We start from the raw sequence: 21,495 nt of genomic DNA, 5'->3' as shown, positions 1-21,495 counted from the left end.
AACGTCTCGCCGGGGGCTCACGCCGTTCTGTGCCGACGGTGGCACCACGCGGGCACGGCTACGTGGCGAAGTAATTCACGCGCCGGAGCTCATCTACCCCGAGGTGGCTTCAGTCGTACGCAAGCTGGTCGCCACAGGTGGAACCGGGCAACCCAGGGCTGACCTGGCGGTCGAAGAGCTTCACGACCTGCCGATCCGCGCGTCCTCCCACCTCCCGCTCCTGCCGAGGGTCCGGGAACTCCGTGACAATGTCACACCTTATGACACCCAGTACATCGCACTTGCGGAACTGCTGGACTGCGCGCTGGTCACTACGGATGCCCGGTTGAGCAGGGCACCGGGGATTAGGAGTGTCTGCGAGGCGCTCGGCGATTGACGAGGTTCCTCGTCCTGTGTGGACACCCGTCAGTTCTCCTCAACCTCCAAAAGTAGTCGCGCAAGCACCTCAGTCATGGATGGAACATCATTCACAGCAGTGGCGTAAATCCTCTGATCGACAACCTGCGCGTACCCATGGATGAGGATATTTCGCAACCCCACCGCTTGGTGAAGACCGGGGATCTGGTCCGAGGTTTCCACATCATTCCTGCGTAGCGGCCCCAGAGCTTCACCAACGATCTCAAGTTCTCGCTCGACAGCTCGGCGCCGTAAGAGATCAGTGAGATACTGCTCCTCTGATACCCCATCCAGGAATAGGCCGATAGCTTTGGCGGCATCGAGATGCATCCCATACCAACGCCGCAGAATCAGGCTTCATAGACATCCACAGCTTCTGCAAGTACATGTCGGTAGAAAAAGGGGTTACGAACAGCTGATTCCTCCACCAAGTCCACGTTCCGACCTACGACTTGCTCCAGTTGCTCCTTCAGCGCCAAGAACGGGCCAATCCCCCCAGCTGCCGTTGGCTGGAACTCGACGAGAAAATCAATGTCACTTGATACGGGATCGAACTGCCCCGTGGCTCTGGAGCCGAACACCTTAAGACGGGCAACATCGAATCGTATGCACACGTCGGTGATCGACGCGGAATCCAACCCTGCCGGTGTAGTCATAGCACCTATCCTAACGTTTCTCCTGGGCGTCCACCCGGCAGCTCACCTGGCGTCGTCATGCCGCCGTACGATCGCCGCACCCAGCTGCGCCACCAGTGCCCGCGCACCGGGAGGTGAGGTCACCTCGATGTGGTCACCGAACTGCAGCAACTGCCGGACGTCCTCCACCTGCCGGTAGGTCACCGTGATCGTCATCGACGTGTCGTGAGACCCCACAGAATCGACAGCCGTCAGCCGACTACCCAGGATGCGCCGCGCCAGATCAACGCTGCCGGCGTCCAGCTCCGCCACAACGTCGACGGTCTCCGCCGGGCGCTCCAGTCTCTCCGCCAGTTCCTCCACCGCGGCCTGCAGACCCACTCCGGGGCGAAGACGCCGCGGAGCGTCCACCAACTCCCACTCCACAACCCGGGACACGGCGTACTGCCGCAGGGACCCGTCCCGGTCAGCGATGAGGTACCACCGTCCGCCGCGGCTCAGCAGGCCATACGGGTCGACCAGTCTTTCCTCATCGCCCCGCTCGCCGCTGCGCCGGTACGTGATCGCCAGCCGGTTCCCGGTCTGCACCGCCTCCGCGATTCCCTCGACGTCCCCTGCGTCGGACGAGTCGCCGAACCACGGACGGTTGTCGGTGACCACCACCTCGGACAGTGACAGCTTCCGCGGCCGGGAGCTCCGCCGCCCCAGCTTCCCGATCGCTGCCCGGGCCACGGCTTCCTGCCCGAGCTGGGAGGCTCGGTCCAGATCCAACCCGGTGGCCTGCAGCAGGTCGCGCTCACGCACCGACAATCCGTCCGGCATCGACCTCCCGGCGGGAAGAAGGTGGACGCCGCCGTAGCGCCCCGTCTCGGTGACGACCGGGACGCCTGCCCCGGTGAGAGTCGCAATATCGCGGTGGATCGTGCGCGCCGAGACCGACAACGCTTCCGCCAGCTCGCCAACGGTCGAACGGCCACCCGAGCGTAGGAGGCTGAGCAGGTCGAACAGCCGCTGGGAACGATTCATGCCACTATTTTTCCAAACCCTGACAGTTCTTGCCGCTATTCGCCCCGACACTGTGCACCAGAGGCGCCGAAAGGCGGCGTCCTTCACCACCAACGCAGTTAAGGAGCCCACCATGGTCACCCCAAACCCCTACATGTTCATCATCTACGTCAGCGACGCCCCCGCGTCCGCACGGTTCTACGGGGATCTGCTCGACCTCACGCCGTCATTCGAATCCCCGCGGTTCATCGCCTTCGAACTGCCGGGTGGGCCGCAACTCGCCCTGTGGAGCGGAAACGACATCACCACCTGGCCACAGACACGCACCAGCGAACTCTGTCTCTGTCTCGGGACGACCACCCAGATCGAGGAGCGGTACGAGGACTGGCGCAGCAAAGGCGTCCACATCGTCATGGAACCCCACGACGCCGTTTTCGGACGCACCTTCGTCGCCGCGGACCCGGACGGCAACCTGCTCCGCATCGCACCGGTGGACTGATCACACGGTCGCCACCGAGCCCCCGTCCACCCGGTAGTTTGAACCGTTCACGAAGGACGCACGGTCGGAACACAGGAAGGTGACGACGGCAGCCACCTCCTCGGGGGTCCCGCGCCGCTTCAACTCGAGGAACGACCGTTCCTCATCGAGGAAACTGCTGATGGCCTGGTCGCGGTCCACCCCGAGTGACTCCGCCCGTTTGTCCATCATCGCGTCCGTCATCGGGGTGTGGATGAACGCCGGCGACACGCAGTTCACCCGCAGTCCTTCGGTGGCGTAGCTCCGGGACAGCCCCTTCGCCAGAGCGAGGACCCCGGCCTTCGCGGCGCAGTACGGCAGTTCGTCGTCGTAGGGCTGGACCGCGTCCTCCGAGGTCAGGAACACCAGGCGCCCCTTTCCACTGTCCCGCAGATCGTCCAGGAAGGCGCGGGCCACCCGCGTGGGGGCGAGCAGGTCGATGTCCAGGGTGTCCCTCCAGCCGTCGTCGTCGATCTCGTGGAACAGACCCTGCGCACCCGTGACCCCCGCACAGTGCACCACCGTGTCCACCGGCCCGACCGCCTCCGACACATGCTGGCGGAGGGCGTCAATGTCTCCGAGCCTGGTCAGGTCCGCCGGGAACGCGTGGAGCCGTCCCGGCGCCGCGTCCAATTTCGCCGCGGCCTCCTCCAGCTTCTGCCGGTCGCGGTCGGTGATGACCACCGTCGCCCCCTCAGCCAGCAGTTCGGAGGCCGTCTGCCAGCCGATACCCGAATCGCCGCCGGTGATCAGTGCCGTACGTCCGTCAATGCCGAGATCCATGGTGCTCTCCTTCGTCGGTTTCTCTCAGAACCCTATTCGCGTGCGCAGTTGGTCGCGGGCGTCACTGTCGGACGCGTCGGCGTTCGCGATGGCGTCACGTGCAGCATCCCGGCGCCCCGACACGTTCCACAGCAGCACGCCCACCACCCGGTCGGCGTCGATGTAGTGGACCACACACTTGTCGCCGTGCCATTCCTCGACGGTCTCCAGGGATGAATCCAGCACCCCCACCGCCTCGTAGCGGTTGTCGAACAGCACGGAGTAGAAGTACGGCGTGTGCGTGTAGGGCTCGTCCGCCCCGGCGAGATTGCGACCCGCCTGGCGTCCCATCTCGTTGGCGTTGTCGACGTGCTCAACCCGGGTACGGCCGAGAATGACGTCCGGGTAGGACGCCACGTCTCCGGCCGCGAGGATGTCCGGCGCACCCGTCCGCAACCGTTCATCGACCTCGATTCCGTCCCCCACCGACAGCCCAGCGCTCTCAGCGACCCCGGTGTCCGGGGACACGCCGACGCCCGCGGCGACGGCACTGCAGCCGACCACCTCGCCCGATGACAGCTTCAGATGTATCCCGTCGTCCCCGACCTCGGCGGAATCGACCGAGGTCCCGGATTTCAGTTCCACGTCGTTGTCGCGGAACGTCCCCTCGAGGCTTTCGGCCAGGTGCCCGGGAAAGAACTTCTCCCCGAGCACCGATTCCGGGTAGATCAGGGTCACGTCCGTGTTGTTCTGCACGAGTGCCGCCGCCAGTTCGGTGGCGATGAAACTCCCGCCCACCACGGCGATCCGGCGGTGGTCCCCGGCCATGCTTCTGAGCTTCCGGTAGTCGTCGACGGAACGGAAGTGGATGATCCGCTCGTCGGGCGGGAGGTCGAGTGTGTTCGGCGAAGCACCCGTGGCCAGCAGCAACCGCTCGTAGTGGATCTCTGTCCCGCTGTCGGTGCGCAGCGAATGCGCGGCGGGGTCCAGATCGACGGCGACCTCCTGTGAGTGCCGTACGGCACCGGTGTCCGCTTCGGTGTTCAGCCATATGTCATCGAAGGAGAAGGACGGGTCCGTCCACAGCTTCTTGGACAGTGCGGGGCGGGCGGCGGGCGGCGTGGCTTCCCGGGCCACGATGCCGATGCTGCCGTCCGTGTCGATCTCGCGGATTCCTCTGGCAGCGTTGTCGGCGACCATTCCGCCGCCCACGATCAGGTACGTGTAGCTGATGTAGTCCGACATGTTTTCCACGGTAGGCGCGAATCCCCGGGCCCACCACGGCGGTGGTCAGCGCGATGATGTGTCGCCGGTGGTGGTGATCTTGTGCGGATTCTGCTGGATCTGGATGCCGGTGACGTGACCGTCGGCGACCTCGAGCGTGACGATGCGGGTCATATCGGTGGAAACCGCACGCAGGACGGGGCCACCCACCGCATCCACCACCTCGATCCGCGGCATCCCGTACTTCGCGATGAGCCCCTGCAGGAACCTGATGACCTTCGCGGCGCCGCGGACAGGATTGAGCGCGGCCCTCGACAGGCCCCCGGAGTCCGTCCACAGGACGCAACCCTCGGAGAGTCGGGTGACCAGGACCTGCAGGTCCCCTGTGTTCAGTGCCCGGGAAAGTTCATCCAGCAGATCTCTGTCGGCGCTGTGTGCCACGACGCCACCAGCCGTATCCGGACTGTCTCCACCGGGCGCCCCGATCGCCGTGCGTGCACGCCGCAGTCGCTGCCGTGTCGCCGCCGGTGTCGTTCCCGTCACCTCGCCGATCTCCTTGTGCGGCAACCCGGCCACCTCGCCGAGCACCACGATCACCCGGTCGACCGGGCCCAGGGTCTGCAGCAGTCTCACGAACGCCAGGTCCACGTGCTCACCGAGCAGTACCCGGTCCTCTGCGCTCTCCGGGGCCGCGTCACCAGCTACCACGTCCGGCAACCACTGCCCCACATAGGACTCCCGGCGCTTCGCCGCGGTCGTCGCCGCGTCCAACGCCAACCGGGAGACCACGGTGGTCAGCCAGGACGCGACATCGCGGGGCGCCTGCGCCGTTCTGTCCACCTTCTCCAGACGCAGCCACGCCTCCGAGACAACGTCCTCCGCATCCTGCCAGGACCCCAGCACCGTGTACGCGAGGCCGAGCAGCCGCGGTCGCTCGCTGACCCAGGCATCTGTGGTGGAATCGGAACTCACTTCTCGGACAGTACGCTGATCCGGTTCCAGGTGTTGATCGCGGCGATCTGGCTGATCAGGGCGCCAGTGACCTTCTCCCCGAATTCCTCGATGACCCTTTCCTGCAGGTCGTGGTCGTAGCCGTCGGCTAGCCGGGTCCCCAAGGTGGTGAACTCCAGGATGAGCGCGTCTGAACCGCTGAAGGTGCTGGTGACGGTGCCCGGTTCCCAGTCGCGGATGGCATCGACCCACTCCTGGTCGTGGCCGTGCTTCAGGGCCTCCTCACTGTGCATGCTGATGCAGAAACTGCAGCCGTTCAGGAAGGACGCCCGGAGTTGCACCAGGAGTCGCTGGTCGCGACTCAGGCCGCTGCGCGCGGCGAGTTCCAGGGCGCCGGCGGCGGCGTAGGTGCGCTTGTGGGACTTGCTGAAATCGAAGTGTGTCATGCAGAGGAGACGATGCGGCAGGTTCGCGCGTGACAACGCACAGGTCACACGGAATCTTTCTACGCCCGTGCACGCATGCGGCCCTCCTGAGCCCCTCTGTGTGCACCGGCGTAGAACTATTCTTCGTCGGGACTGTCGGCGTCACCTTGAATCCACCCCTGGGATCCGCCATCGGTGCTCACCCTCCAGACCCGCAGACGCAGGCACACGCAGCGCACAGAAACGCAGTCTGCCTGACCCCTGCGAGTTTCCGCAGGGCACGGGTAGGGTCGTGGGCCCCATTCACCCGGAGCACGGACAGCCGACCGGAAAGGAGCCCACCATGAAGCTCGACACCGTACGCACCATCGCCGAGGCCACAAGCCCGTTCGTCACCCTCTACCTCGAAGGACGCACCCCCTCGGAGGATGCGGACACCCAGCTCCGACTCCGTTGGGAGGCCCAGCGCGAAAAGCTCGAGGAGCAGGACGCCCCGGAGTCCGCGCTCACCGCCCTCAACGACCTGCTGCTCGACAATCCCCCGCAGGACATGCGCGAGATCCAGTCCGACGGCCGCGTCCTGGTCGCGAACGGGCAGGGCGTCCTCCTCGACGAAACGTGGGACGCGAACCCCGGTTCCGGGGACGGTTCCTACCTCAGCGAGGTGCCGGAACTGGCGTCCTACGTCCGCGAACGCGCCGCCGCCGTCCGGCTGCTGGTCGCCGTCACCGACCAGACGGGCGCGGTGGTACGGCGCGTTGTCGCCACCGAGGACAAGAGCCTGGTCGACGACAACTCCGACACCGAGATCACCGTCGAGAGCTCCAGCGAGGACGATGTCCAGAAGCCACGCCAGGGAGCACTGTCCCACAACCAGATCCAGCGGAGCGCGGACGAATCCGTCAAGCAGAATGCCCGGGGCATCGCCGAGCGGCTCAACGAGATCGCCAAGAGCTGGCGTCCGGACGTCCTGGTGCTGGCGGGTGAAACCCAGGGACGCAGTGCACTGCACAGCGAACTCGACGACCATTTCGCCGAACTGGCCGCCATCATCCAGGACACCGACGAGGGCGGGGCCGCGGCCACCGGTGGCGACGGCGCCGATGAAGCCCTGTCCGAGGTCGTCAGCACCATCGCCAGCGACGTGGGCGCGGGCCACAGGCTGGAACAGGTGCACCGATTCGAGGAGGCGCGCGTCCGCAACCGCACCGCCGAAGGCACGCGCGCGGTCGCCCAGGCGGCGGGCATGGGCGCCGTCGACACCCTCCTGCTGCGCTACGAAGCGTCTGCCCCCGGAGAACGCAGTGAAAGCGAACTGCTTGTCAGTTGCGCGCAGACCGATTCGGAAGCCACGCTGATCGATGCCCCGGTGACGGAGAACATCGCGGCGATCCTGCGCTACGAGGCTCCGGCCGACCTCGGCGAATCCGAACTCAACGGATGATACCCAGCGCGGCACTGTCCGACTCCGCCCTGCAGATCCTGAAGTGCATTATCGCCGCAACGGGTGCGTGGTGGCTGTCGGTCAATGTGCTGGGCACCGAGTACCCGTTCCTCGGGCCGTGGGTGGCGCTACTCACGATCCATGCGACCACCTACCGCACGCTGTCCCGCGGCATCCAGTCGTCCATCGCCTCCCTGCTCGGCATCGCCGTGGCATTCCTGGTGGGCAACTACCTGGGGGTGTCACTGTGGACGTATGCCCTGGCACTGCTGGTGGGGATGTCGCTGTCGAGGGTCCGGTGGATCCGGGACGAAGGCATCACGGTCGCCACAATGTCCATCTTCATCCTCAGCGACGGCTTCTCGGAGCAACAGCAGCAGTTCGGCGACCGGATCCTGGAGATCCTCACGGGCATCGGTGTGGGAATCGTGGTGAACCTTCTGGTCCTGCCTCCGCTGCGGGACAGCCAGGCCTCCAGGTACGTCGACAGCGTGAACCGACGGATCGGGTCGGTGCTGGAGAACATGGGCGAGGAGTTCTCGACCTCCTGGGACACCGACCGTGCCGAAGCCTGGGTCGAGGAGACGGAGTCCATCTCCCGGGAGCTGGACGGCGCCTGGTCAACGGTACGTTTCGCCCGGGAGAGCCAGCGGGCGAATCCCCGGTCCTACCTGTCCAGGCTGCGCCGTTCCAGGGCCCGTCGCGAGGTTCGGCCGGATCCTGCGGAGGCAAGCTGGGAGGACATTCTGCGACGGACCGACGAAGGCATCTCCCACCTCCGCAACCTCGCGCGCACGCTGCGGGAGGCAAGCTACGCGTCCGGCGCGTGGGACGACCGTTTCCGTGAACGGTGGGCGGGGATCGCCCGGGATGCCGGACGCGCGGTCGCGGACCCGGACGCCGAGGTCGAGCCCCTCACAGAGAGGTTGGACGCGGCGACCAGTGACCTGTCCGATGACCATGACCTACCGACCAAGCACTGGCCGGTGTACAGCACACTGATCACGGGTCTGCGGCACATCGTGGAGATCGTGGACGACGTCGCGTCCTCGCGTCAGGCACGGGTGTCGTCACGGGACTGACGTCCCCGATGGCCACACACCTCTGATGGAGCCCGGTCAGGTGCAGGGTGTCAGTCATGGTCGTAATAGCGGCCCGCCAGGAACCCCACCCGGAGTCACTGTTCGGCGACCACCACATCCCGGCAGATCTCGAGGTGGCCGAGATGCTGTGCCAGCTCGTGGAGAATATGGTCGAGCACCCATTCCGGAGTCGCATTCTCCATGTCCCGGCGCGATGTCCCCTTCGCCTCCCTGTTGCGGATGCCCTCCGTCAATGCGATCGATGCCCACCCGGGCAGTCGCCGACGAACGTCCCCGATGACCTGGTGGGCCTCCCCGACCGTTCCCGTCGCACGGAACTCAGCGTCCCGGTCCCGTGCGATGACCTCCCCCGCCACGAAGGACCCTCCCCAGAAGTACGCCATGCCACGGACATGGGAAACCAGTGCGAATGCGGAGTTGACCGTCCCCGGCACCGGGGTCGTGTTCACCGTCGTGTCGTCGAGCGTGTCCAGGGCCGTGTCGTAGCCGTCCAGGATCTCCCCGGCGACCGCCAGGAAGGCGTCCAGGCGTGAATCGTCCAGGCGTGCGGCGTCCGGGTACGTCGGCTCGTTGTCCATGTCTCCGAGTCAAGCAGATGGACGGCCGGACGCACCACCGTTCTCCGGCCCTATCCCTTCGCCCCGCCCCCGGCAACCGCACCGATCGAGGTGACCGCGGCGTCCAGCCCGAGATGTCCCTCGGTGACCAGGTGAGCGAGTCCGTGCACCGTCCCCCACATGGCGTCAGCGACCGATTCCGTGTTCTCCCCCGCGAACAACCCGTCCCGCTGCGCCCAGGCAACCGTCGACGCCAGCAGTTCCTCGTTCTCCCGGATGAGCTCGCCCGTCCCCGGGGCAGGATCGCCGGGAGGGCAGATCGAGGAGTCGAAGATGAGGTCGAAGGCGTGGGGCTTCTCCGCGGCAAAGCGGACATAGGCGACCCCCTGGTCCCGCAACGCGTCACGACCGGACCCGGCAACCTCCACCGCGTCACGCTGCCGACCCACGAACTCCCGCATGCACTCCGTTCCCAGCGCCTTGAGCAGGGACGTCCGGCTGTCGAAGTGGTGGTACGGAGCGGCATGACTCACGCCCGCCACCTTCGCCACCTCGCGCAGGCTGATCTCCCCCGACGGCTTCTCCGCGAGCAGATCGAGCGCGGCCGCAAGAAGGGACTCCCGCAGATGGCCGTGATGGTAGGGACGGTCGGTTCCGGGATTAGATCTTGACATGAGAAAGATTCTATCGCACACTGAAGCCTGTCCGAATCTTGACACCGTAAACATCAGATCCCGGAACCACCACAGGAGACACCCCATGTCACCGCTCACCACCACCGATGCCGCCGAGACCACCCCGACCGTCCTCGTCATCGACGGCCACCCGAACCCCGACTCCCTCACCGCGGCGCTCGCCGCGTCCTACGCCGCAGCCGCCGAACGCGCCGGCGCGACGGTCCACCGGCTCACCCTGCGCGACCTCCGGTTCGACCCCGTACTCCACGCAGGCCTCCGCGGCGACCAGCCGCTGGAACCCGACCTGGCCCACGCCCAGGAACTCCTCGTCGCCTGCGACCACCTGGTCGTACTCTCACCGGTCTGGTGGGGGTCCACGACCGCGCTGCTCAAGGGGTTCATCGACCGGACCCTCGAAGCGAAGTGGGCCTACCACTACGACAAGCGCGGACTGCCGCACGGCCACCTCACAGGCAGGTCGGCGAGGTTCATCATGACCGCCGACTCCCCCGGAATCTACCTCTCCCTGGTGCAGGGCAGCCCGACCCGTCGGCAGATCGTCCGGTCGACACTGAGGTTCTGCGGCTTCTCGCCCACCCACCTCACCCGCATCGGGCCGGTACGGACGTCCACACCCGCTAAGCGGAACGCGTGGATCGCCCGGATGGAGACCCTCGCAGACAAGGACGTCAGGGCCGCCCACGCCCGACCGACCCGACGCAACGCGACCCCGAAAACGGACCCGTTCGAGGTCCGCGACGGGCTCCTGCAGGCCACACACCAGTAGCCCACCCCAGTAACCCACCTCGGGCGACGGAACGACAGACAGCACCCACTAAGCTCAGTAATCTGTTCCCATTGACGTTAATCAGGCTACGGACCTCACTCCGGCATGCTGCCTGACCACTCTCCGCCCCAGAAAGGTGCTACGTGAACGACACTGAGCCGACAACGACGGCCATCCCGACGCAGTGGGTAGGCCCCCTGCGTCTCAGCGGTGACGGATTCTCCCCGGACTCCCCCTACGAGGAGGTCCCGGTTCCCCTGGCAACCTTCGAGACCCCGCTGTGGCCGTCCGTCGGACGCGGCGCCAGCATCTCCCGGGAACTGCCCACCGGCATCCGCACCACCGTCGTCGCCGAGAGCATGACGCGCTCCACCCTCTTCGTCGCACCCGACGCCGCCACCGCCGCCGTCGGCGCACGGGCCGTCGAGTCCCGCCTCCCCGAGCTGCAGGAGGTCGTGTCACGCACCAGCAGCCACGGCAGGCTCACCGACATCCACACGGAGATCGTCGGCAACCTGCTGTTCGTCCGGTTCGCCCTCCACCCGGGCGACGCCTCCGGCCACAACATGGTCACCAAGGCCGCCGACGCACTCATGGAACGGGTCCTCTCCTGGCAGCTCGGCCTGGACTACGGCTCCGTGTCCGGCAACTACTGCAGCGACAAGAAGGCCACCGCCGTCAACGGCATCCTGGGCCGCGGCAAGAACGTCATCGCGGAGATCCTGCTGCCCCACGAGGTCGTCGACCGTCGTCTCCGGACCACGGCGTCCGCCATCACGGACCTCGTTGTCCGCAAGGACCTCGTCGGCAGCACGATCGCCGGGGCACTGCGCTCCGCGAACGCCCACTACGCCAACATGCTGCTCGCCATCTACCTGGCCACCGGGCAGGACGCCGCCAACATCGTCGAGGGTTCCCAGGGGATCACCTACGCCGAGACCCGCGAGGAGGGGCTCTACTTCTCCTGCACCCTGCCCAACATCATCGTCGGCACGGTCGGCAGCGGGAAGCACCATCCGGAGATCGCCGACGCCCTCGACCGCCTCGGGTGCCGCGACCAGCGCGAAACCGGGGAAAACTCCAGGCGTCTCGCTTCGCTGATCGCCGCCACGGTATTATGCGGTGAACTGTCACTGCTCGCGGCGCAGACCAATCCGGGCGAGTTGATGTCCACACACCTCAGCATGGAACGGCGGAAAGGCGAGAACGAATGACCGCAATCGGTATTCACGACCTGGAACTCTCCACGGGACACCATGTTGTCGACCTCGCGGACCTGGCGGGATCGAAGGGCATCGACCCCGCGAAATTCACCCTCGGTCTCGGCCAGTCCGAAATGAGTGTGCTCGCGCCTGACGAGGACATCGTCACCATGGGCGCCGCCGCGGCCAAGCCACTGCTGGAACGCAACGGCACCGACGGCATCCGCACCCTGCTGTTCGCGACGGAGAGCGGCGTGGACCAGTCCAAGGCCGCCGGCGTCGCCGCGCTCCGGCTGCTCGGACTGCCCCACGGGATCCGCGTCGTCGAGATGAAGCAGGCCTGCTACGGCGGGACGGCGGCACTGCAGGCGGCGATCGGCATCGTCAGCCGCGCACCGGACGAGCGGGTCCTGATCATCACCAGCGACAACGCACGCTACGAGCTCGACTCCCCCGGCGAGCCGACCCAGGGCGCGGGTGCGGTGGCGATGCTCGTGTCATCCGACCCCGCACTGGTCGAGATCGAGCCACTGAGCGGCATCTCCACCACCGACGTCGATGACTTCTGGCGTCCCAACGATTCCACCACCGCCATCGTCGACGGCCAGCTGTCGGTCACCGCCTACCTGGACGCGCTCACCGGCGCATGGGACGACCTCGCGGGACGCGGCGGTCCGGCCATCACCGACATTGACCGCGTGCTGTACCACCAGCCGTACACGAAGATGGCGAAGAAGGCGCAGCAGCGGCTCCGGGAGATCACCGGCGACGAGATCAGCACCGCACTGAACCCGGGGGACGCCGCCGACGGCCGCGACACCGGCCTGGAGACCGGGTCCCGCTACAACCGCCGGCTCGGCAACAGCTACACCGCCTCACTGTTCTCCGCGCTGGCCTCGCTGATCGACCACGACGACGACCTGGCAGGACGCCGCGTCGGACTGTTCAGCTACGGCTCGGGCTGCGTCAGTGAGTTCCTCACCGGCATCGTGCAGCCGGGGTACCTGGAGCACCGCGACACCGCGGCCGTGACCTCGGTGCTCGACGCACGGGTCCCGGTGGGCATCGACGACTACCGGGCCCTGCACAACGGCCCGCACGGCAGCAGTGGCGACGAGGCCACCCCGGAGACCACCACCGGTCCCTTCCGCTTCACCGGGGTCGAGGGCCGCGCCCGCAAGTACGCGGTCCGCTAGTCACGTCACCGACGGTGGGCCAGCGCCTCCAGGTCCACCCCACGGAGCCGCGCGAAGTCCGCGGTCCCACCCGTGACCAGGACGTCCGTCGCACCCAGGGAGGGCACGTCGGCGGCCCCCAGCAACGTCATCAGGGTGCGCACCTGCTCCTTCCATGACTCCAGCTCGCTGATCAGCGCGTCCAACCCCTCCTCCAGCAGCAGGTGGAGGAAGTGACCGCTCACCCCGACCGCCCGGGCTCCGAGAGCCAGGGCACGCACCACGTCCAACGGCGTACGCACCCCGCCGGACGCCAGGATCTCCACGTGCGTGCCGTGCGCGTCGAGCAGGCACTCCACCGTGGTCTGTCCCCATCCGGCCAGGTAGGCGTACTCCCGGCGTTCACGCCGGTGGTTCTCGATGTCGGCGAAGTTCGTACCGCCGCGTCCGCTGACGTCGACGGTCCGCACTCCCCGGGCAGTGAGTTCTGCGATGCTGCCGGGGCTGATGCCGAAACCGACCTCCTTCACGATGACCGGTACACCGACACCGTCCACGATCTCCCCGATCCGGTCGAGCCAGCCGCTGAAGTCGCGGTCGCCCTCCGGCATCACCAGTTCCTGCGCCGGGTTCACGTGGATCTGCAGGGCGTCCGCGTCCATCAGCCCCACCGCCCGGCGGGCCTGCTCCAACGTCATCTCCGGGCTGACGTTGGCCAGCAGGAACGCCGAGGGAGCGTTGTCCCGGATCACCCGGAAGGTCGGTGCCAGCGACGGGTCCCGTAGTGCCGGGCTGACGGATCCACTGGCCATCGACACCCCGGCCGCAGAGGCGGCACGGGCCAGGTCGGCGTTGATCAGCCCGGTCCGCTCACTGCCGCCGGTCATCGCGTTGATGTAGAAGGGGACGTCCCACCGCTGACCGGCGACGCTGGTCCCGGTGTCCACCGCGTCCCGTGCCAGCCCGTTGAAGACGTGGTGGACGAACCTGATGTCGTCGAAGCCACCGACGGGGCGGGGGCGCCCGCCGCGCAGTTCCTCGGCGATGCGGACGTGCTCGTCCTTGCGCTGGCTGCTCATCGCGTCACCCCACCAGCCCGTCGGGCTGGTGCTCGTGGAGGCTGAGCACCCGGATGTCGGCACGTTCCCACGCTGCGAGCAGACCGTCGATGTCGGAACCGTCCGTGGCGCCGTCGGCACCCCCACCGTCGATCAGGACGATGCCGCAGTCACCGCCGCCTGCACCGGAGGTCTTGGACGCACCACCGCTGGCCTCCGCGATCTCGATGAGCCGCCGCAGCTGGGGGGTCTCGATGACGGTGCCGGTGTGCTCGCCGAGTTCACGCAGCAGCTCGCGGTTGCGGCGGATGGCGCCGGAGATGCCGGCTGAATCATCGTCGTCCAGTGCGTCCACCAGCGCGGTCACGCAGCGGCGGCTCTCCGCCAGGAACCCTGTGTAGTCCGTCCCACCCCGCGTCTTGCGGGTCTGCACATCGCCGACCAGGCGGGACGTCGAGGCCGGGGAGCCGGTCCAGCCCACGAGCAGACGCAGACGGTCCGGCGGCACCACGCGGCGCACAGACAGGCCGGGCCAGTCCATGGTCAGCAGTTCGGCGAGCGGACGGGTGGCGCGTTCCGCGGCGGCCCACTCCCGGTCGAAGGAGGTGTAGCAGATCCAGCCGCCGAACATGCTCGCGGCGACGTCTCCGCCGGACCCCGAGCTCTGTACCCCGACACTGGCCAGCAGGGCGAGTTTCAGCTGCTCCATGCGGGTGAGGTCGAGGCGGTAGTGGGCGCACAGGGCACGCACCGTCCCCACGGTGACCGCGGCGGACGAGCCGAGGCCGAACTTGCGCCCGGAATCGTCGTCGAGCTCACTGGTGATGTCCAGGTCGAAGACCTCCAGTGACGTCCCCAACGCCACCGCGGCCTCCTCCACGGTGCGGATGGCGGCGAGGACGAAGTCGAAGGTGGCCTCCTCCGGCTCGATCACCATGCCACCCTCGCCGTCGTCGCGCCGGTACCACTGCAGGCGGCTGCCCGCGTTCTGGTCCGAGGTGATGTGCCCGGTCCCGGAGGCCGCGCTGACCCGCACGGTCACGTAACGGTCGACGGCGACGAGCACGGCGGGGAACCCGGTCTCCACCACGGCGTACTCACCGGCGATGTAGAGCTTTCCCGGGGCTTTGACCTCGATCAACGGGTGGCCTCCTTGTCAGTCGTGATGTGCACACCGGGCCCGGCCTGGGCGACGACGGTACGCAGGGCGGGAATCGCGGTCCCCAGTCTCCCACGCAGCCACGAGTCCACGTTGTCCGCCTCGCCGGCACTGGTGAGCACCTTGACATTGGGGCCGGCGTCCATGGTCGCCCAGGCGGGCAACCCCTGCCCGCGGGCGTCCTCCACCGCCTGCAGCGCCGCCCGGCTCGCGTCGGTGAGGTAGTCGACCGGGGGTTCGGCCGCGCGCATGGTGGCGTGCATCCCCAGCGCATTGCGCTCGGCGGCCTCCCCCAGTCTCTGCAGGTCACCTGACTCCACGGCGGCCAGCGCCTCGGCCAGGTCGTCACGGTGGCTGCGCACCCAGGGTTCGTACTCCGGGGAGGTCCGCACCGTCCGGCGCATCGCCTCGCGGCTGGACACGGACTTGGTTCCGGCGTCGAGCACGAGCACCACGATGGCCAGGTCGTCGCCGCCCCCGACCGGTTCGGCGTAGGAGGTGGCGTCGTCCTGGCCGGCGTTCCACAGCGCCAGGCCGCCGAAGACCGAACGGGACGCCGACCCCGACCCCCGCCGGGCCAGGCGCGAGAGATCCCGGTCGCTGAGATCCAGACCGGCCGCGGTGGCCGCGGCACCGGCCAGGGCCGCGAACCCGGAGGCGGAGCTCGCCAGCCCGGCCGCGGTCGGCACCGTGTTCACCGAGGACACGTCGGCGCCCCTGTCGCTGCCCGCGAGCGCGCGGACGATGTCCAGGAAGGAGGCGATGCGCTCCAGGGGCCGACCGTCCAGGACGGCTCCGTCGAGCGTGGCCCGGTCGGGTTCCCGGTCCACCGTGGTCTCCCGGAAACGCACCGTGGTCGTGGTGTGCAGGTCGTCGAGGGTCAGCGACAGGCTCGGCGTCCTCGGGATGATGAGCTCGTTGTCCGCCTTGCCCCAGTACTTGATCAGCGCGATATTGGCGTGCGCTACCGCCGTGGCGGCGGTCATGACACCACCTCGTAGGCGTGGGGGACGTACACCCAGCTCTCGGATGCGCCGGCCGCCGCGAAGGCATCCTCGATGCGCTGGGCGTCCTCGCTGGTGCGGGCCAGGGCGATAACGCATCCGCCGCGCCCTCCCCCCGTCAGTTTGGCGCCGACCGCACCCACCCCGAGTGCGGCGGAGACCAGGCCGTCGAGCTGACTGTTGCTCACCCCCAGGTCGGAGAGCACGCGGTGCGCCTCCGTCATCTTGGTCCCGAGTGCCTCGACATCGCCCACCTGGAGGTCGGCGACCGCCTCCTCGGTGATGGTCCCCAGCCGTCCCAGGGCGAGGTCCGTGGTCTCCGGGGCACCCTGGTGCAGCGTCCTGACGTGCGCGACGGTTTCGCGCGTACTGCCCTCGATCCCGGAATCAGCGACGACGATCCAGGCGGACAGGTCCATCGGGACGTCCGTGGCGAGACCGGCGCGGAAGAGCACCGGGGACTGCGCCGCCGTTGCGACGGTGTCGATGCCCGAGGGCTGGCCGTGGGCGATGCGTTCCGCGTCCTGCGTGAGGGTGAAGATCTCCTCCGGTGTCGCCGTGACGTCGTACGCGTCGAGCACCGCCCGGACCACCGCGCCGGACGCCGCCGCCGAGGATCCGAGCCCGCGCTCCGGCGGGAAGTCGGCGTGGGTCGTGATGTCCATCGTGGCGCCCGGGTGCCCGGCGAACACGGCGGCGGCCGACGCCGCCTGCAGCACACCCCCGAAACGTTCCGGCGCCTCGGCCACCGGCCCGGACCAACCGAGCCCGGAGAGCACCCCGGCCCCCGCGGTGGGTTCAACGCGGACCGTCATCCGGAGGTTGCGCAGCGGGAGGGCGATCGCCGGGTACCCGTAGACCACGGAATGCTCCCCGAACAGGATGATCTTGGCCACCGTCTCGCCGAGTCCGACGTGGCCACCGTGCCCGTGATGGCCGTGGTCTCCGTCGTTTCCGTCGCGTGATGTCACGAAAGCCCTTCCTACAGCGGGTCCTCCGACGTCTTCAGTCGGTCCAGGGGTGAGGCGTACTGGGTCAGTAACTGGGTTATTAGCCTACCCCGCAACACCTTATCCCCTGACACCGCCTTCGCCACCGCGGACGGCGAAACCGGGACCGGGCCGGCCGTCACACCACCCCGAGATGCTCCACCAGGATCCGCGTACCTATCAGGATCAGCATCAGCCCGCCGATGACCTCCGCGGACCTGCGGAACCGCAGCCCCACCCGGTGGCCGATGACCACCGCGACCAACGACAGCACGAACGTCACCGCCCCGATCACCGCCACCGCCTGGACAATGTTGACCTTGAGCATGGCCAGGGTCACCCCGACGGCCGCGGCGTCGATACTGGTCGCGACCCCCAGCACCAGCAGGCGCCGGACCCCGGGCCGGTGGCGTACACGCAGGTCCCCCTGCGGCGGTCCCGACGTCAGTCCGGCGGCGCCCCCGCGGTCGCCGTCCGTCCCGCCGCCGTCCCGGACGGCGTCCCAGACCATCTTCCCGCCGATGCCCACCAGCAGGACGAAGGCGATCCAGTGGTCGACCGGCTCCAGGATCCGCTTGAAGTTCGAGGCCAGCATCCACCCCAGCAGCGGCATCACCATCTGGAACACCGCGAAGACCGCGGCGACCAGGACTGCATTGCGCAGGAACAGCCGGCGCATGCGCACGCCACAGGTCAGCGCCACGGCGAAGGCGTCCGCCGAGACGCCGAGGGCGATGAGGAACACGGAGAAAACTGACACAGGAACAGCATCGCCACCGGTCCTGCGGTGTGTCCACGGCCAGTGGAAAGTGTGGGTGCCCACACTTTCAGGTGAGACCGCCCACCATCCCCGGTGACATCACACGTTCGTCACCGCGCCAACGGAGGCGGACTGCACCAGCTTCGCGTACTTGCCCAGCACCCCGTGCAGACGCGGGTTCTCCGGAGGGGCCCATCCCTCCGCCCGCTCGGCCAGGATGTCCTCGTCGACGAGCAGATCGATGGAGCGTGCGGCGATGTCCACCCGGATACGGTCCCCGTCCTCCACGAAAGCGATGGGCCCGCCGTCCACCGCCTCAGGGGCCACGTGGCCGATCACCAGTCCGGTCGAGCCGCCGGAGAACCGGCCGTCGGTGACCAGCAGGACGTCCTTCCCGATGCCTGCGCCCTTGATCGCGCCGGTGATCGACAGCATCTCCCTCATCCCTGGCCCGCCCTTGGGCCCCTCGTAGCGGATGATGACCACGTCGTCCTTCTTAAGCTCGCCGTTGAGGACAGCGTCCATGGCGGGCTGCTCCTGGTTGAACACCCGGGCATTGCCCTCGAAGACCTCGGCGTCGAAGCCTGCGGTCTTGACCACGGCTCCCCCCGGGGCCAGTGAGCCCTTGAGGATGCTCAGACCGCCGGTCGCGTGCAGCGGGTTGTCCATGGAACGCAGGATCTTGCCGTCGGGGTCCGGCGGGTTGATGTCCGCCAGGTTCTCCGCCACGGTTTTTCCGGTCACCGTCAGGCAGTCGCCGTTGAGCAGGCCGGCGTCCAGCAGCGCCCGCATCACGACGGGGATGCCGCCGACCTTGAAGACGTCGTTCATCACGTACTGGCCGAAGGGTTTGAGGTTGCCGAAGTGCGGCACGTTGTCCCCGACCTCGTTGAAGTCCTGGAGGGTGAGTTCCACCCCGGCCTCGTGTGCGATGGCCATCAGGTGCAGCACGGCATTGGTTGACCCGCCCAGCGCCATGACCACCGCCACGGCGTTGCGCAGGGAGTCGCGGGTGATGATGTCGCGGGCGGTGATCCCCTGGCGCAACAGGTTGACCACGGCGTCCCCGGATTTACGGGCGTACTCGGTGCGGTTGCGGTGGATCGCCGGCGGGGCTGCGGAGCCCGGCAGGCTCATGCCCATCGCCTCGGCGGCGGACGCCATGGTGTTCGCCGTGTACATGCCGCCACAGGCGCCTTCACCCGGGCAGACCGCACGTTCAATGGCGTCGACGTCCTGTTCGCTCATGCGTCCCGCCCGGCACGCGCCGACGGCCTCGAAGGCGTCGATGAGCGTGACCTCGCGTTCCTCCCCGTCCGAGAGCGTCGCCGATCCCGGCATCGTCGAACCGTTGTAGAGGAAGACCGAGGACAGGTTCAGCCGCGCGGCGGCCATGAGCATCCCGGGGATGGATTTGTCGCAGCCCGCCATCAGGATCGAGCCGTCCAGGCGCTCGGCGGACATCACGGTCTCCACCGAATCAGTGATGACCTCGCGGGAGACCAGGGAATAATGCATGCCCTCGTGCCCCATGGAGATGCCGTCGGAGACCGAGATCGTACCGAACTCCAGCGGGAATCCACCGGCAGCGTGGACACCCTCCTTGGCGAATCCGGCGAGCTTCTTCAGCGTCAGGTTGCAGGGGGTGATCTCGTTCCAGGAACTGGCCACCCCGATCTGCGGTTTGTCCCAGTCGTCGTCGGTCAGGCCTACGGCGCGGAGCATGCCGCGCGCCGCGGTCTTCTCCAGGCCGTCGGTGACGTCCCGTGAGCGGGGCTTGATGTCTACGGTGCCGTTCTCGTCGTCAACTGCGTTGTGTCCCATGTCATGATTCTAGGGGACGGGTCACGGCACCGTCACCGTCAACCCTGTCGGCGTCTGCTCCACGGTGATCGCGGTCAGGTCAGCGACCACCGCATCGGCGAGACCGAGGGCGGCGAGGTCGGCGACCGGGTGGGACGTACCGACCGCCAGCACCGTACCGTCCGCACCGCGAGCGGCCCCGAGCCCGACCGGAGCGTCCTCGATGATGAGGCAGTCCCTCGCGTCGACCCCCAGTTCGGCGGCAGCCAGGTGGTAGCCCTGTGGATCGGGTTTCCCGGCGTTCACGTCGTCCCCGGTTATCAGGACGTCCGGTTCGGGGAGCCCGGTGGCGGCGAGCCGGGCACGCATCAGTGCGCGCGAGCCCGAGGTCACCGCCGCCCACTGCCGGGCCGGTAGTGCCGAGAGGATGTCCCTGGTGCCGGGCAGCGCGACAACGCTGTCCACATCGGCGGCCTCACGACGTTCCATGTCGACCACCTCCGCGGCGACGTCCTGCTCCGGGACGTACTCGGCGATCGTGTCCTCCGAGCGGCGTCCGTGGCAGACGGCGAGCACCTCCCCGGGGTTGATGCCGTGGTCCTCGGCCCAGCCGGTCCAGGCACGGTTGACCGCCGGCGTGGAATCCACCAGCGTTCCGTCGATATCAAACAGGATGGCCGCGACGTGGAACTTCATGTCACCCATGCTACGTGGTTTCCGTATGCGCTCACTGCACGTCGGCGCGGTGGTTGCGCCACAACCCGGCGGCGGTCACCACCACGAACCAGCCGATGATGACCAGGTAGCAGAGGGCGGTCCCCATCCCCAGCCCCAGCGGGTCAGCACCGGTCATCAACTGGTCCTGTCGCTGACCGGGCGCGATCATCGCGAGCGGACGGAAGACCTCCATCGTCTCGGCGGCCATACCGAGCATCCCGTCGATGAGCAGCATCCACGCCACTGGAACGGCGACCGCGCCGACCTGGCTACGGATCACGCATGCCAGGCCCACACTCAGGGGGGCGAAGACGATCGACCCGATCAGCGGGACGTAGAACATGGTCTGAGCCGTGCCCAGCACCAGTTCACCTCCGAGCGCCGCTCCGATACCCAGTGAGAGAGCGATGCCGACCAGGTAGGACGCAGCGATGAACACCGAGGTGACGATGATCTTCGCCGTGACCCACTGCCAGCGTCCCCGCTGGGTCAGGAAGGCCTGGGCATGCATGTGGTTGCGGATGTCGCCGGCGGTGGTCGCCGCGGCGAAGACCACCGCGATCAGCTGGAAGATCTCGTAGCCGAAGGTCAGCGCCGTCCAGCCCAGGATGACCGGATCACTGCTGTCGAACAGGACGGCCAATGTCACTGGGCCGAACAGGGAACCGGCCAGCAGGACCGCGTAGACGATCGTGGAGCGCATGCTCAGCAGCTTGGTGGTCTCCGCACGCAGCGCGTTGATCAGCGAGTTCATTGTTCTCAGTTCCTTTCTGTCGTTCCTGCGCCGACGAGTGCATCGGTGCGGTACTCCTGGGCGCCGGACGTGGCGGCCAGGAAGCGGGTCTCCAGGTCATCGCTCTGGGTGCTCAGCCCGGTGACCGGGACGCCCGACGTCAGGGCGATCTCCGCAACGGCACGCCGGACGTCCGACTCCGATTCCCCGGACGGGATCTCCACCATGAACTGGTCGACGTTGTCGTCGCCGACCCCGTAGCCGGCGGAGAATCCTGCGGTGCGCAACTTCTGCCCGAGGACGTCGCAGTGGCGGGCGTCGGGGGTTTCGACGAGCACACGCGACCCACCAGCGAGAAACTCATCCATCGAATACTCACCGATCATCCGACCCCGACCAATGACCACCAACC

24 protein-coding genes and 1 pseudogene are annotated in these 21,495 nt (G+C 67.7%); 7 read left to right on the top strand and 18 right to left on the bottom strand.

All coding sequences use genetic code 11. From position 1 onward, the window contains the following. Positions 1–376: type II toxin-antitoxin system VapC family toxin (locus tag ACTIL2_RS12770; RefSeq protein WP_442337847.1), on the top strand; the 376-nt coding region annotated here is incomplete at its 5' end. A 29-nt stretch (positions 377–405) separates the two neighbouring features. On the opposite strand, the gene ACTIL2_RS12765 is transcribed toward ACTIL2_RS12770, so the two are convergent. Genes ACTIL2_RS12765 through ACTIL2_RS12755 form a run of 3 tightly spaced genes read right to left on the bottom strand, consistent with a single transcriptional unit; the run spans position 406 to position 2,057 of the window. Further along, positions 406–726, bottom strand: coding sequence for a HepT-like ribonuclease domain-containing protein (locus ACTIL2_RS12765; protein WP_442337846.1), 321 nt, complete (start codon positions 724–726; stop codon positions 406–408). Positions 727–746: 20 nt separating this feature from the next. Further along, positions 747–1,052, bottom strand: a complete 306-nt coding sequence (locus ACTIL2_RS12760) for a nucleotidyltransferase family protein (RefSeq protein ID WP_442337845.1) — start codon at positions 1,050–1,052, stop codon at positions 747–749. Positions 1,053–1,094: 42 nt separating this feature from the next. After that, a complete protein-coding gene (locus tag ACTIL2_RS12755; protein ID WP_442337844.1) occupies positions 1,095–2,057 on the bottom strand; it encodes a helix-turn-helix transcriptional regulator in 963 nt (320 codons plus the stop codon). 112 nt (positions 2,058–2,169) lie between these two features. Here ACTIL2_RS12755 and ACTIL2_RS12750 point away from each other — a divergent pair, with 112 nt between their 5' ends. Then, on the top strand, positions 2,170–2,535 hold the full coding sequence (locus ACTIL2_RS12750; RefSeq protein WP_442337843.1) for a VOC family protein: 366 nt from the start codon (positions 2,170–2,172) through the stop codon (positions 2,533–2,535). On the opposite strand, the gene ACTIL2_RS12745 is transcribed toward ACTIL2_RS12750, so the two are convergent. Genes ACTIL2_RS12745 through ACTIL2_RS12730 form a run of 4 tightly spaced genes read right to left on the bottom strand, consistent with a single transcriptional unit; the run spans position 2,536 to position 5,936 of the window. Continuing rightward, complete coding sequence (locus tag ACTIL2_RS12745; protein ID WP_442337842.1) at positions 2,536–3,336, bottom strand: SDR family NAD(P)-dependent oxidoreductase; 801 nt, start codon at positions 3,334–3,336, stop codon at positions 2,536–2,538. Positions 3,337–3,360: 24 nt separating this feature from the next. After that, positions 3,361–4,560 carry an NAD(P)/FAD-dependent oxidoreductase gene (locus ACTIL2_RS12740; protein WP_442337841.1) on the bottom strand — a complete coding sequence of 400 codons (1,200 nt, stop codon included), beginning with the start codon at positions 4,558–4,560 and terminating at the stop codon, positions 3,361–3,363. Between the two features lie 45 nt (positions 4,561–4,605). Further along, positions 4,606–5,511 carry a sigma-70 family RNA polymerase sigma factor gene (locus ACTIL2_RS12735; protein WP_442337840.1) on the bottom strand — a complete coding sequence of 302 codons (906 nt, stop codon included), beginning with the start codon at positions 5,509–5,511 and terminating at the stop codon, positions 4,606–4,608. Continuing rightward, complete coding sequence (locus ACTIL2_RS12730; protein WP_442337839.1) at positions 5,508–5,936, bottom strand: carboxymuconolactone decarboxylase family protein; 429 nt, start codon at positions 5,934–5,936, stop codon at positions 5,508–5,510. Before ACTIL2_RS12730 ends, ACTIL2_RS12735 begins: the two co-directional genes overlap by 4 nt. A gap of 322 nt (positions 5,937–6,258) precedes the next feature. Here ACTIL2_RS12730 and ACTIL2_RS12725 point away from each other — a divergent pair, with 322 nt between their 5' ends. Together ACTIL2_RS12725 and ACTIL2_RS12720 are read left to right on the top strand one after the other, a co-directional pair. Then, positions 6,259–7,359, top strand: a complete 1,101-nt coding sequence (locus tag ACTIL2_RS12725; protein WP_442337838.1) for a baeRF2 domain-containing protein — start codon at positions 6,259–6,261, stop codon at positions 7,357–7,359. Next, positions 7,356–8,441: an FUSC family protein gene (locus tag ACTIL2_RS12720; protein WP_442337837.1), complete on the top strand. Its 1,086-nt coding sequence runs from the start codon at positions 7,356–7,358 to the stop codon at positions 8,439–8,441. Before ACTIL2_RS12725 ends, ACTIL2_RS12720 begins: the two co-directional genes overlap by 4 nt. A gap of 95 nt (positions 8,442–8,536) precedes the next feature. Here ACTIL2_RS12720 and ACTIL2_RS12715 read toward each other — a convergent pair whose 3' ends face one another. Further along, complete coding sequence (locus ACTIL2_RS12715; protein ID WP_442337836.1) at positions 8,537–9,040, bottom strand: mycothiol transferase; 504 nt, start codon at positions 9,038–9,040, stop codon at positions 8,537–8,539. Positions 9,041–9,090: 50 nt separating this feature from the next. Further along, positions 9,091–9,693 (bottom strand): TetR/AcrR family transcriptional regulator, encoded by a 603-nt coding sequence (locus tag ACTIL2_RS12710; RefSeq protein ID WP_442337835.1) that lies wholly within the window; start codon positions 9,691–9,693, stop codon positions 9,091–9,093. An 85-nt stretch (positions 9,694–9,778) separates the two neighbouring features. Between ACTIL2_RS12710 and ACTIL2_RS12705 the strand changes: the two genes are divergently transcribed. From ACTIL2_RS12705 to ACTIL2_RS12695, 3 genes are all read left to right on the top strand, one after another. Continuing rightward, positions 9,779–10,483, top strand: a complete 705-nt coding sequence (locus tag ACTIL2_RS12705) for an NAD(P)H-dependent oxidoreductase (RefSeq protein WP_442337834.1) — start codon at positions 9,779–9,781, stop codon at positions 10,481–10,483. A 143-nt stretch (positions 10,484–10,626) separates the two neighbouring features. After that, entirely contained in the window at positions 10,627–11,697 is a 1,071-nt protein-coding gene (locus tag ACTIL2_RS12700) for a hydroxymethylglutaryl-CoA reductase (protein ID WP_442337833.1), read from the top strand. Continuing rightward, a complete protein-coding gene (locus tag ACTIL2_RS12695) occupies positions 11,694–12,881 on the top strand; it encodes a hydroxymethylglutaryl-CoA synthase (RefSeq protein WP_442337832.1) in 1,188 nt (395 codons plus the stop codon). The genes ACTIL2_RS12700 and ACTIL2_RS12695 overlap by 4 nt, the downstream gene beginning before the upstream one ends. Positions 12,882–12,886: 5 nt before the next feature. On the opposite strand, the gene fni is transcribed toward ACTIL2_RS12695, so the two are convergent. From fni to ACTIL2_RS12650, 9 genes and pseudogenes are all read right to left on the bottom strand, one after another. Further along, the gene (fni, locus tag ACTIL2_RS12690) at positions 12,887–13,939 is read right to left on the bottom strand and encodes a type 2 isopentenyl-diphosphate Delta-isomerase (protein ID WP_442337831.1); all 1,053 of its coding nucleotides are present in this window, start codon (positions 13,937–13,939) and stop codon (positions 12,887–12,889) included. Between the two features lie 4 nt (positions 13,940–13,943). Then, entirely contained in the window at positions 13,944–15,059 is a 1,116-nt protein-coding gene (locus ACTIL2_RS12685; protein WP_442337830.1) for a phosphomevalonate kinase, read from the bottom strand. After that, positions 15,056–16,063: a diphosphomevalonate decarboxylase gene (mvaD, locus tag ACTIL2_RS12680; protein WP_442337829.1), complete on the bottom strand. Its 1,008-nt coding sequence runs from the start codon at positions 16,061–16,063 to the stop codon at positions 15,056–15,058. Before mvaD ends, ACTIL2_RS12685 begins: the two co-directional genes overlap by 4 nt. Continuing rightward, positions 16,060–17,052 carry a mevalonate kinase gene (mvk, locus tag ACTIL2_RS12675; RefSeq protein WP_442337828.1) on the bottom strand — a complete coding sequence of 331 codons (993 nt, stop codon included), beginning with the start codon at positions 17,050–17,052 and terminating at the stop codon, positions 16,060–16,062. Before mvk ends, mvaD begins: the two co-directional genes overlap by 4 nt. A 157-nt stretch (positions 17,053–17,209) precedes the next feature. Further along, positions 17,210–17,830, bottom strand: a complete 621-nt coding sequence (locus tag ACTIL2_RS12670) for a manganese efflux pump MntP (protein ID WP_442337827.1) — start codon at positions 17,828–17,830, stop codon at positions 17,210–17,212. Between the two features lie 99 nt (positions 17,831–17,929). Beyond that, a complete protein-coding gene (ilvD, locus tag ACTIL2_RS12665) occupies positions 17,930–19,654 on the bottom strand; it encodes a dihydroxy-acid dehydratase (RefSeq protein ID WP_442337826.1) in 1,725 nt (574 codons plus the stop codon). Between the two features lie 21 nt (positions 19,655–19,675). Continuing rightward, complete coding sequence (locus ACTIL2_RS12660; RefSeq protein ID WP_442337825.1) at positions 19,676–20,329, bottom strand: HAD-IA family hydrolase; 654 nt, start codon at positions 20,327–20,329, stop codon at positions 19,676–19,678. Positions 20,330–20,360: 31 nt separating this feature from the next. After that, positions 20,361–21,104, bottom strand: a complete 744-nt coding sequence (locus tag ACTIL2_RS12655) for an ABC transporter permease (protein WP_442337824.1) — start codon at positions 21,102–21,104, stop codon at positions 20,361–20,363. A 5-nt stretch (positions 21,105–21,109) separates the two neighbouring features. Continuing rightward, positions 21,110–21,495, bottom strand: a pseudogene (locus tag ACTIL2_RS12650) (ABC transporter ATP-binding protein); the annotation flags it as partial.

It is taken from the genome of Corynebacterium sp. (genome assembly GCF_052107835.1).
Classification (GTDB): domain Bacteria; phylum Actinomycetota; class Actinomycetes; order Mycobacteriales; family Mycobacteriaceae; genus Corynebacterium.
This window is presented reverse-complemented; position numbering and strand designations above follow the sequence as displayed.

What these genes read in the sequence shown, in the direction of transcription:
- ACTIL2_RS12765 (WP_442337846.1), bottom strand. Translation starts at nt 726, where the DNA reads ATGCATCTCGATGCCGCCAAAGCTATCGGCCTATTCCTGGATGGGGTA.
- ACTIL2_RS12760 (WP_442337845.1), bottom strand. Translation starts at nt 1,052, where the DNA reads ATGACTACACCGGCAGGGTTGGATTCCGCGTCGATCACCGACGTGTGC.
- ACTIL2_RS12755 (WP_442337844.1), bottom strand. Translation starts at nt 2,057, where the DNA reads ATGAATCGTTCCCAGCGGCTGTTCGACCTGCTCAGCCTCCTACGCTCG.
- ACTIL2_RS12750 (WP_442337843.1), top strand. Translation starts at nt 2,170, where the DNA reads ATGGTCACCCCAAACCCCTACATGTTCATCATCTACGTCAGCGACGCC.
- ACTIL2_RS12745 (WP_442337842.1), bottom strand. Translation starts at nt 3,336, where the DNA reads ATGGATCTCGGCATTGACGGACGTACGGCACTGATCACCGGCGGCGAT.
- ACTIL2_RS12740 (WP_442337841.1), bottom strand. Translation starts at nt 4,560, where the DNA reads ATGTCGGACTACATCAGCTACACGTACCTGATCGTGGGCGGCGGAATG.
- ACTIL2_RS12730 (WP_442337839.1), bottom strand. Translation starts at nt 5,936, where the DNA reads ATGACACACTTCGATTTCAGCAAGTCCCACAAGCGCACCTACGCCGCC.
- ACTIL2_RS12725 (WP_442337838.1), top strand. Translation starts at nt 6,259, where the DNA reads ATGAAGCTCGACACCGTACGCACCATCGCCGAGGCCACAAGCCCGTTC.
- ACTIL2_RS12720 (WP_442337837.1), top strand. Translation starts at nt 7,356, where the DNA reads ATGATACCCAGCGCGGCACTGTCCGACTCCGCCCTGCAGATCCTGAAG.
- ACTIL2_RS12715 (WP_442337836.1), bottom strand. Translation starts at nt 9,040, where the DNA reads ATGGACAACGAGCCGACGTACCCGGACGCCGCACGCCTGGACGATTCA.
- ACTIL2_RS12710 (WP_442337835.1), bottom strand. Translation starts at nt 9,693, where the DNA reads ATGTCAAGATCTAATCCCGGAACCGACCGTCCCTACCATCACGGCCAT.
- ACTIL2_RS12705 (WP_442337834.1), top strand. Translation starts at nt 9,779, where the DNA reads ATGTCACCGCTCACCACCACCGATGCCGCCGAGACCACCCCGACCGTC.
- ACTIL2_RS12695 (WP_442337832.1), top strand. Translation starts at nt 11,694, where the DNA reads ATGACCGCAATCGGTATTCACGACCTGGAACTCTCCACGGGACACCAT.
- fni (WP_442337831.1), bottom strand. Translation starts at nt 13,939, where the DNA reads ATGAGCAGCCAGCGCAAGGACGAGCACGTCCGCATCGCCGAGGAACTG.
- mvaD (WP_442337829.1), bottom strand. Translation starts at nt 16,063, where the DNA reads ATGACCGCCGCCACGGCGGTAGCGCACGCCAATATCGCGCTGATCAAG.
- ilvD (WP_442337826.1), bottom strand. Translation starts at nt 19,654, where the DNA reads ATGGGACACAACGCAGTTGACGACGAGAACGGCACCGTAGACATCAAG.
- ACTIL2_RS12660 (WP_442337825.1), bottom strand. Translation starts at nt 20,329, where the DNA reads ATGAAGTTCCACGTCGCGGCCATCCTGTTTGATATCGACGGAACGCTG.
- ACTIL2_RS12655 (WP_442337824.1), bottom strand. Translation starts at nt 21,104, where the DNA reads ATGAACTCGCTGATCAACGCGCTGCGTGCGGAGACCACCAAGCTGCTG.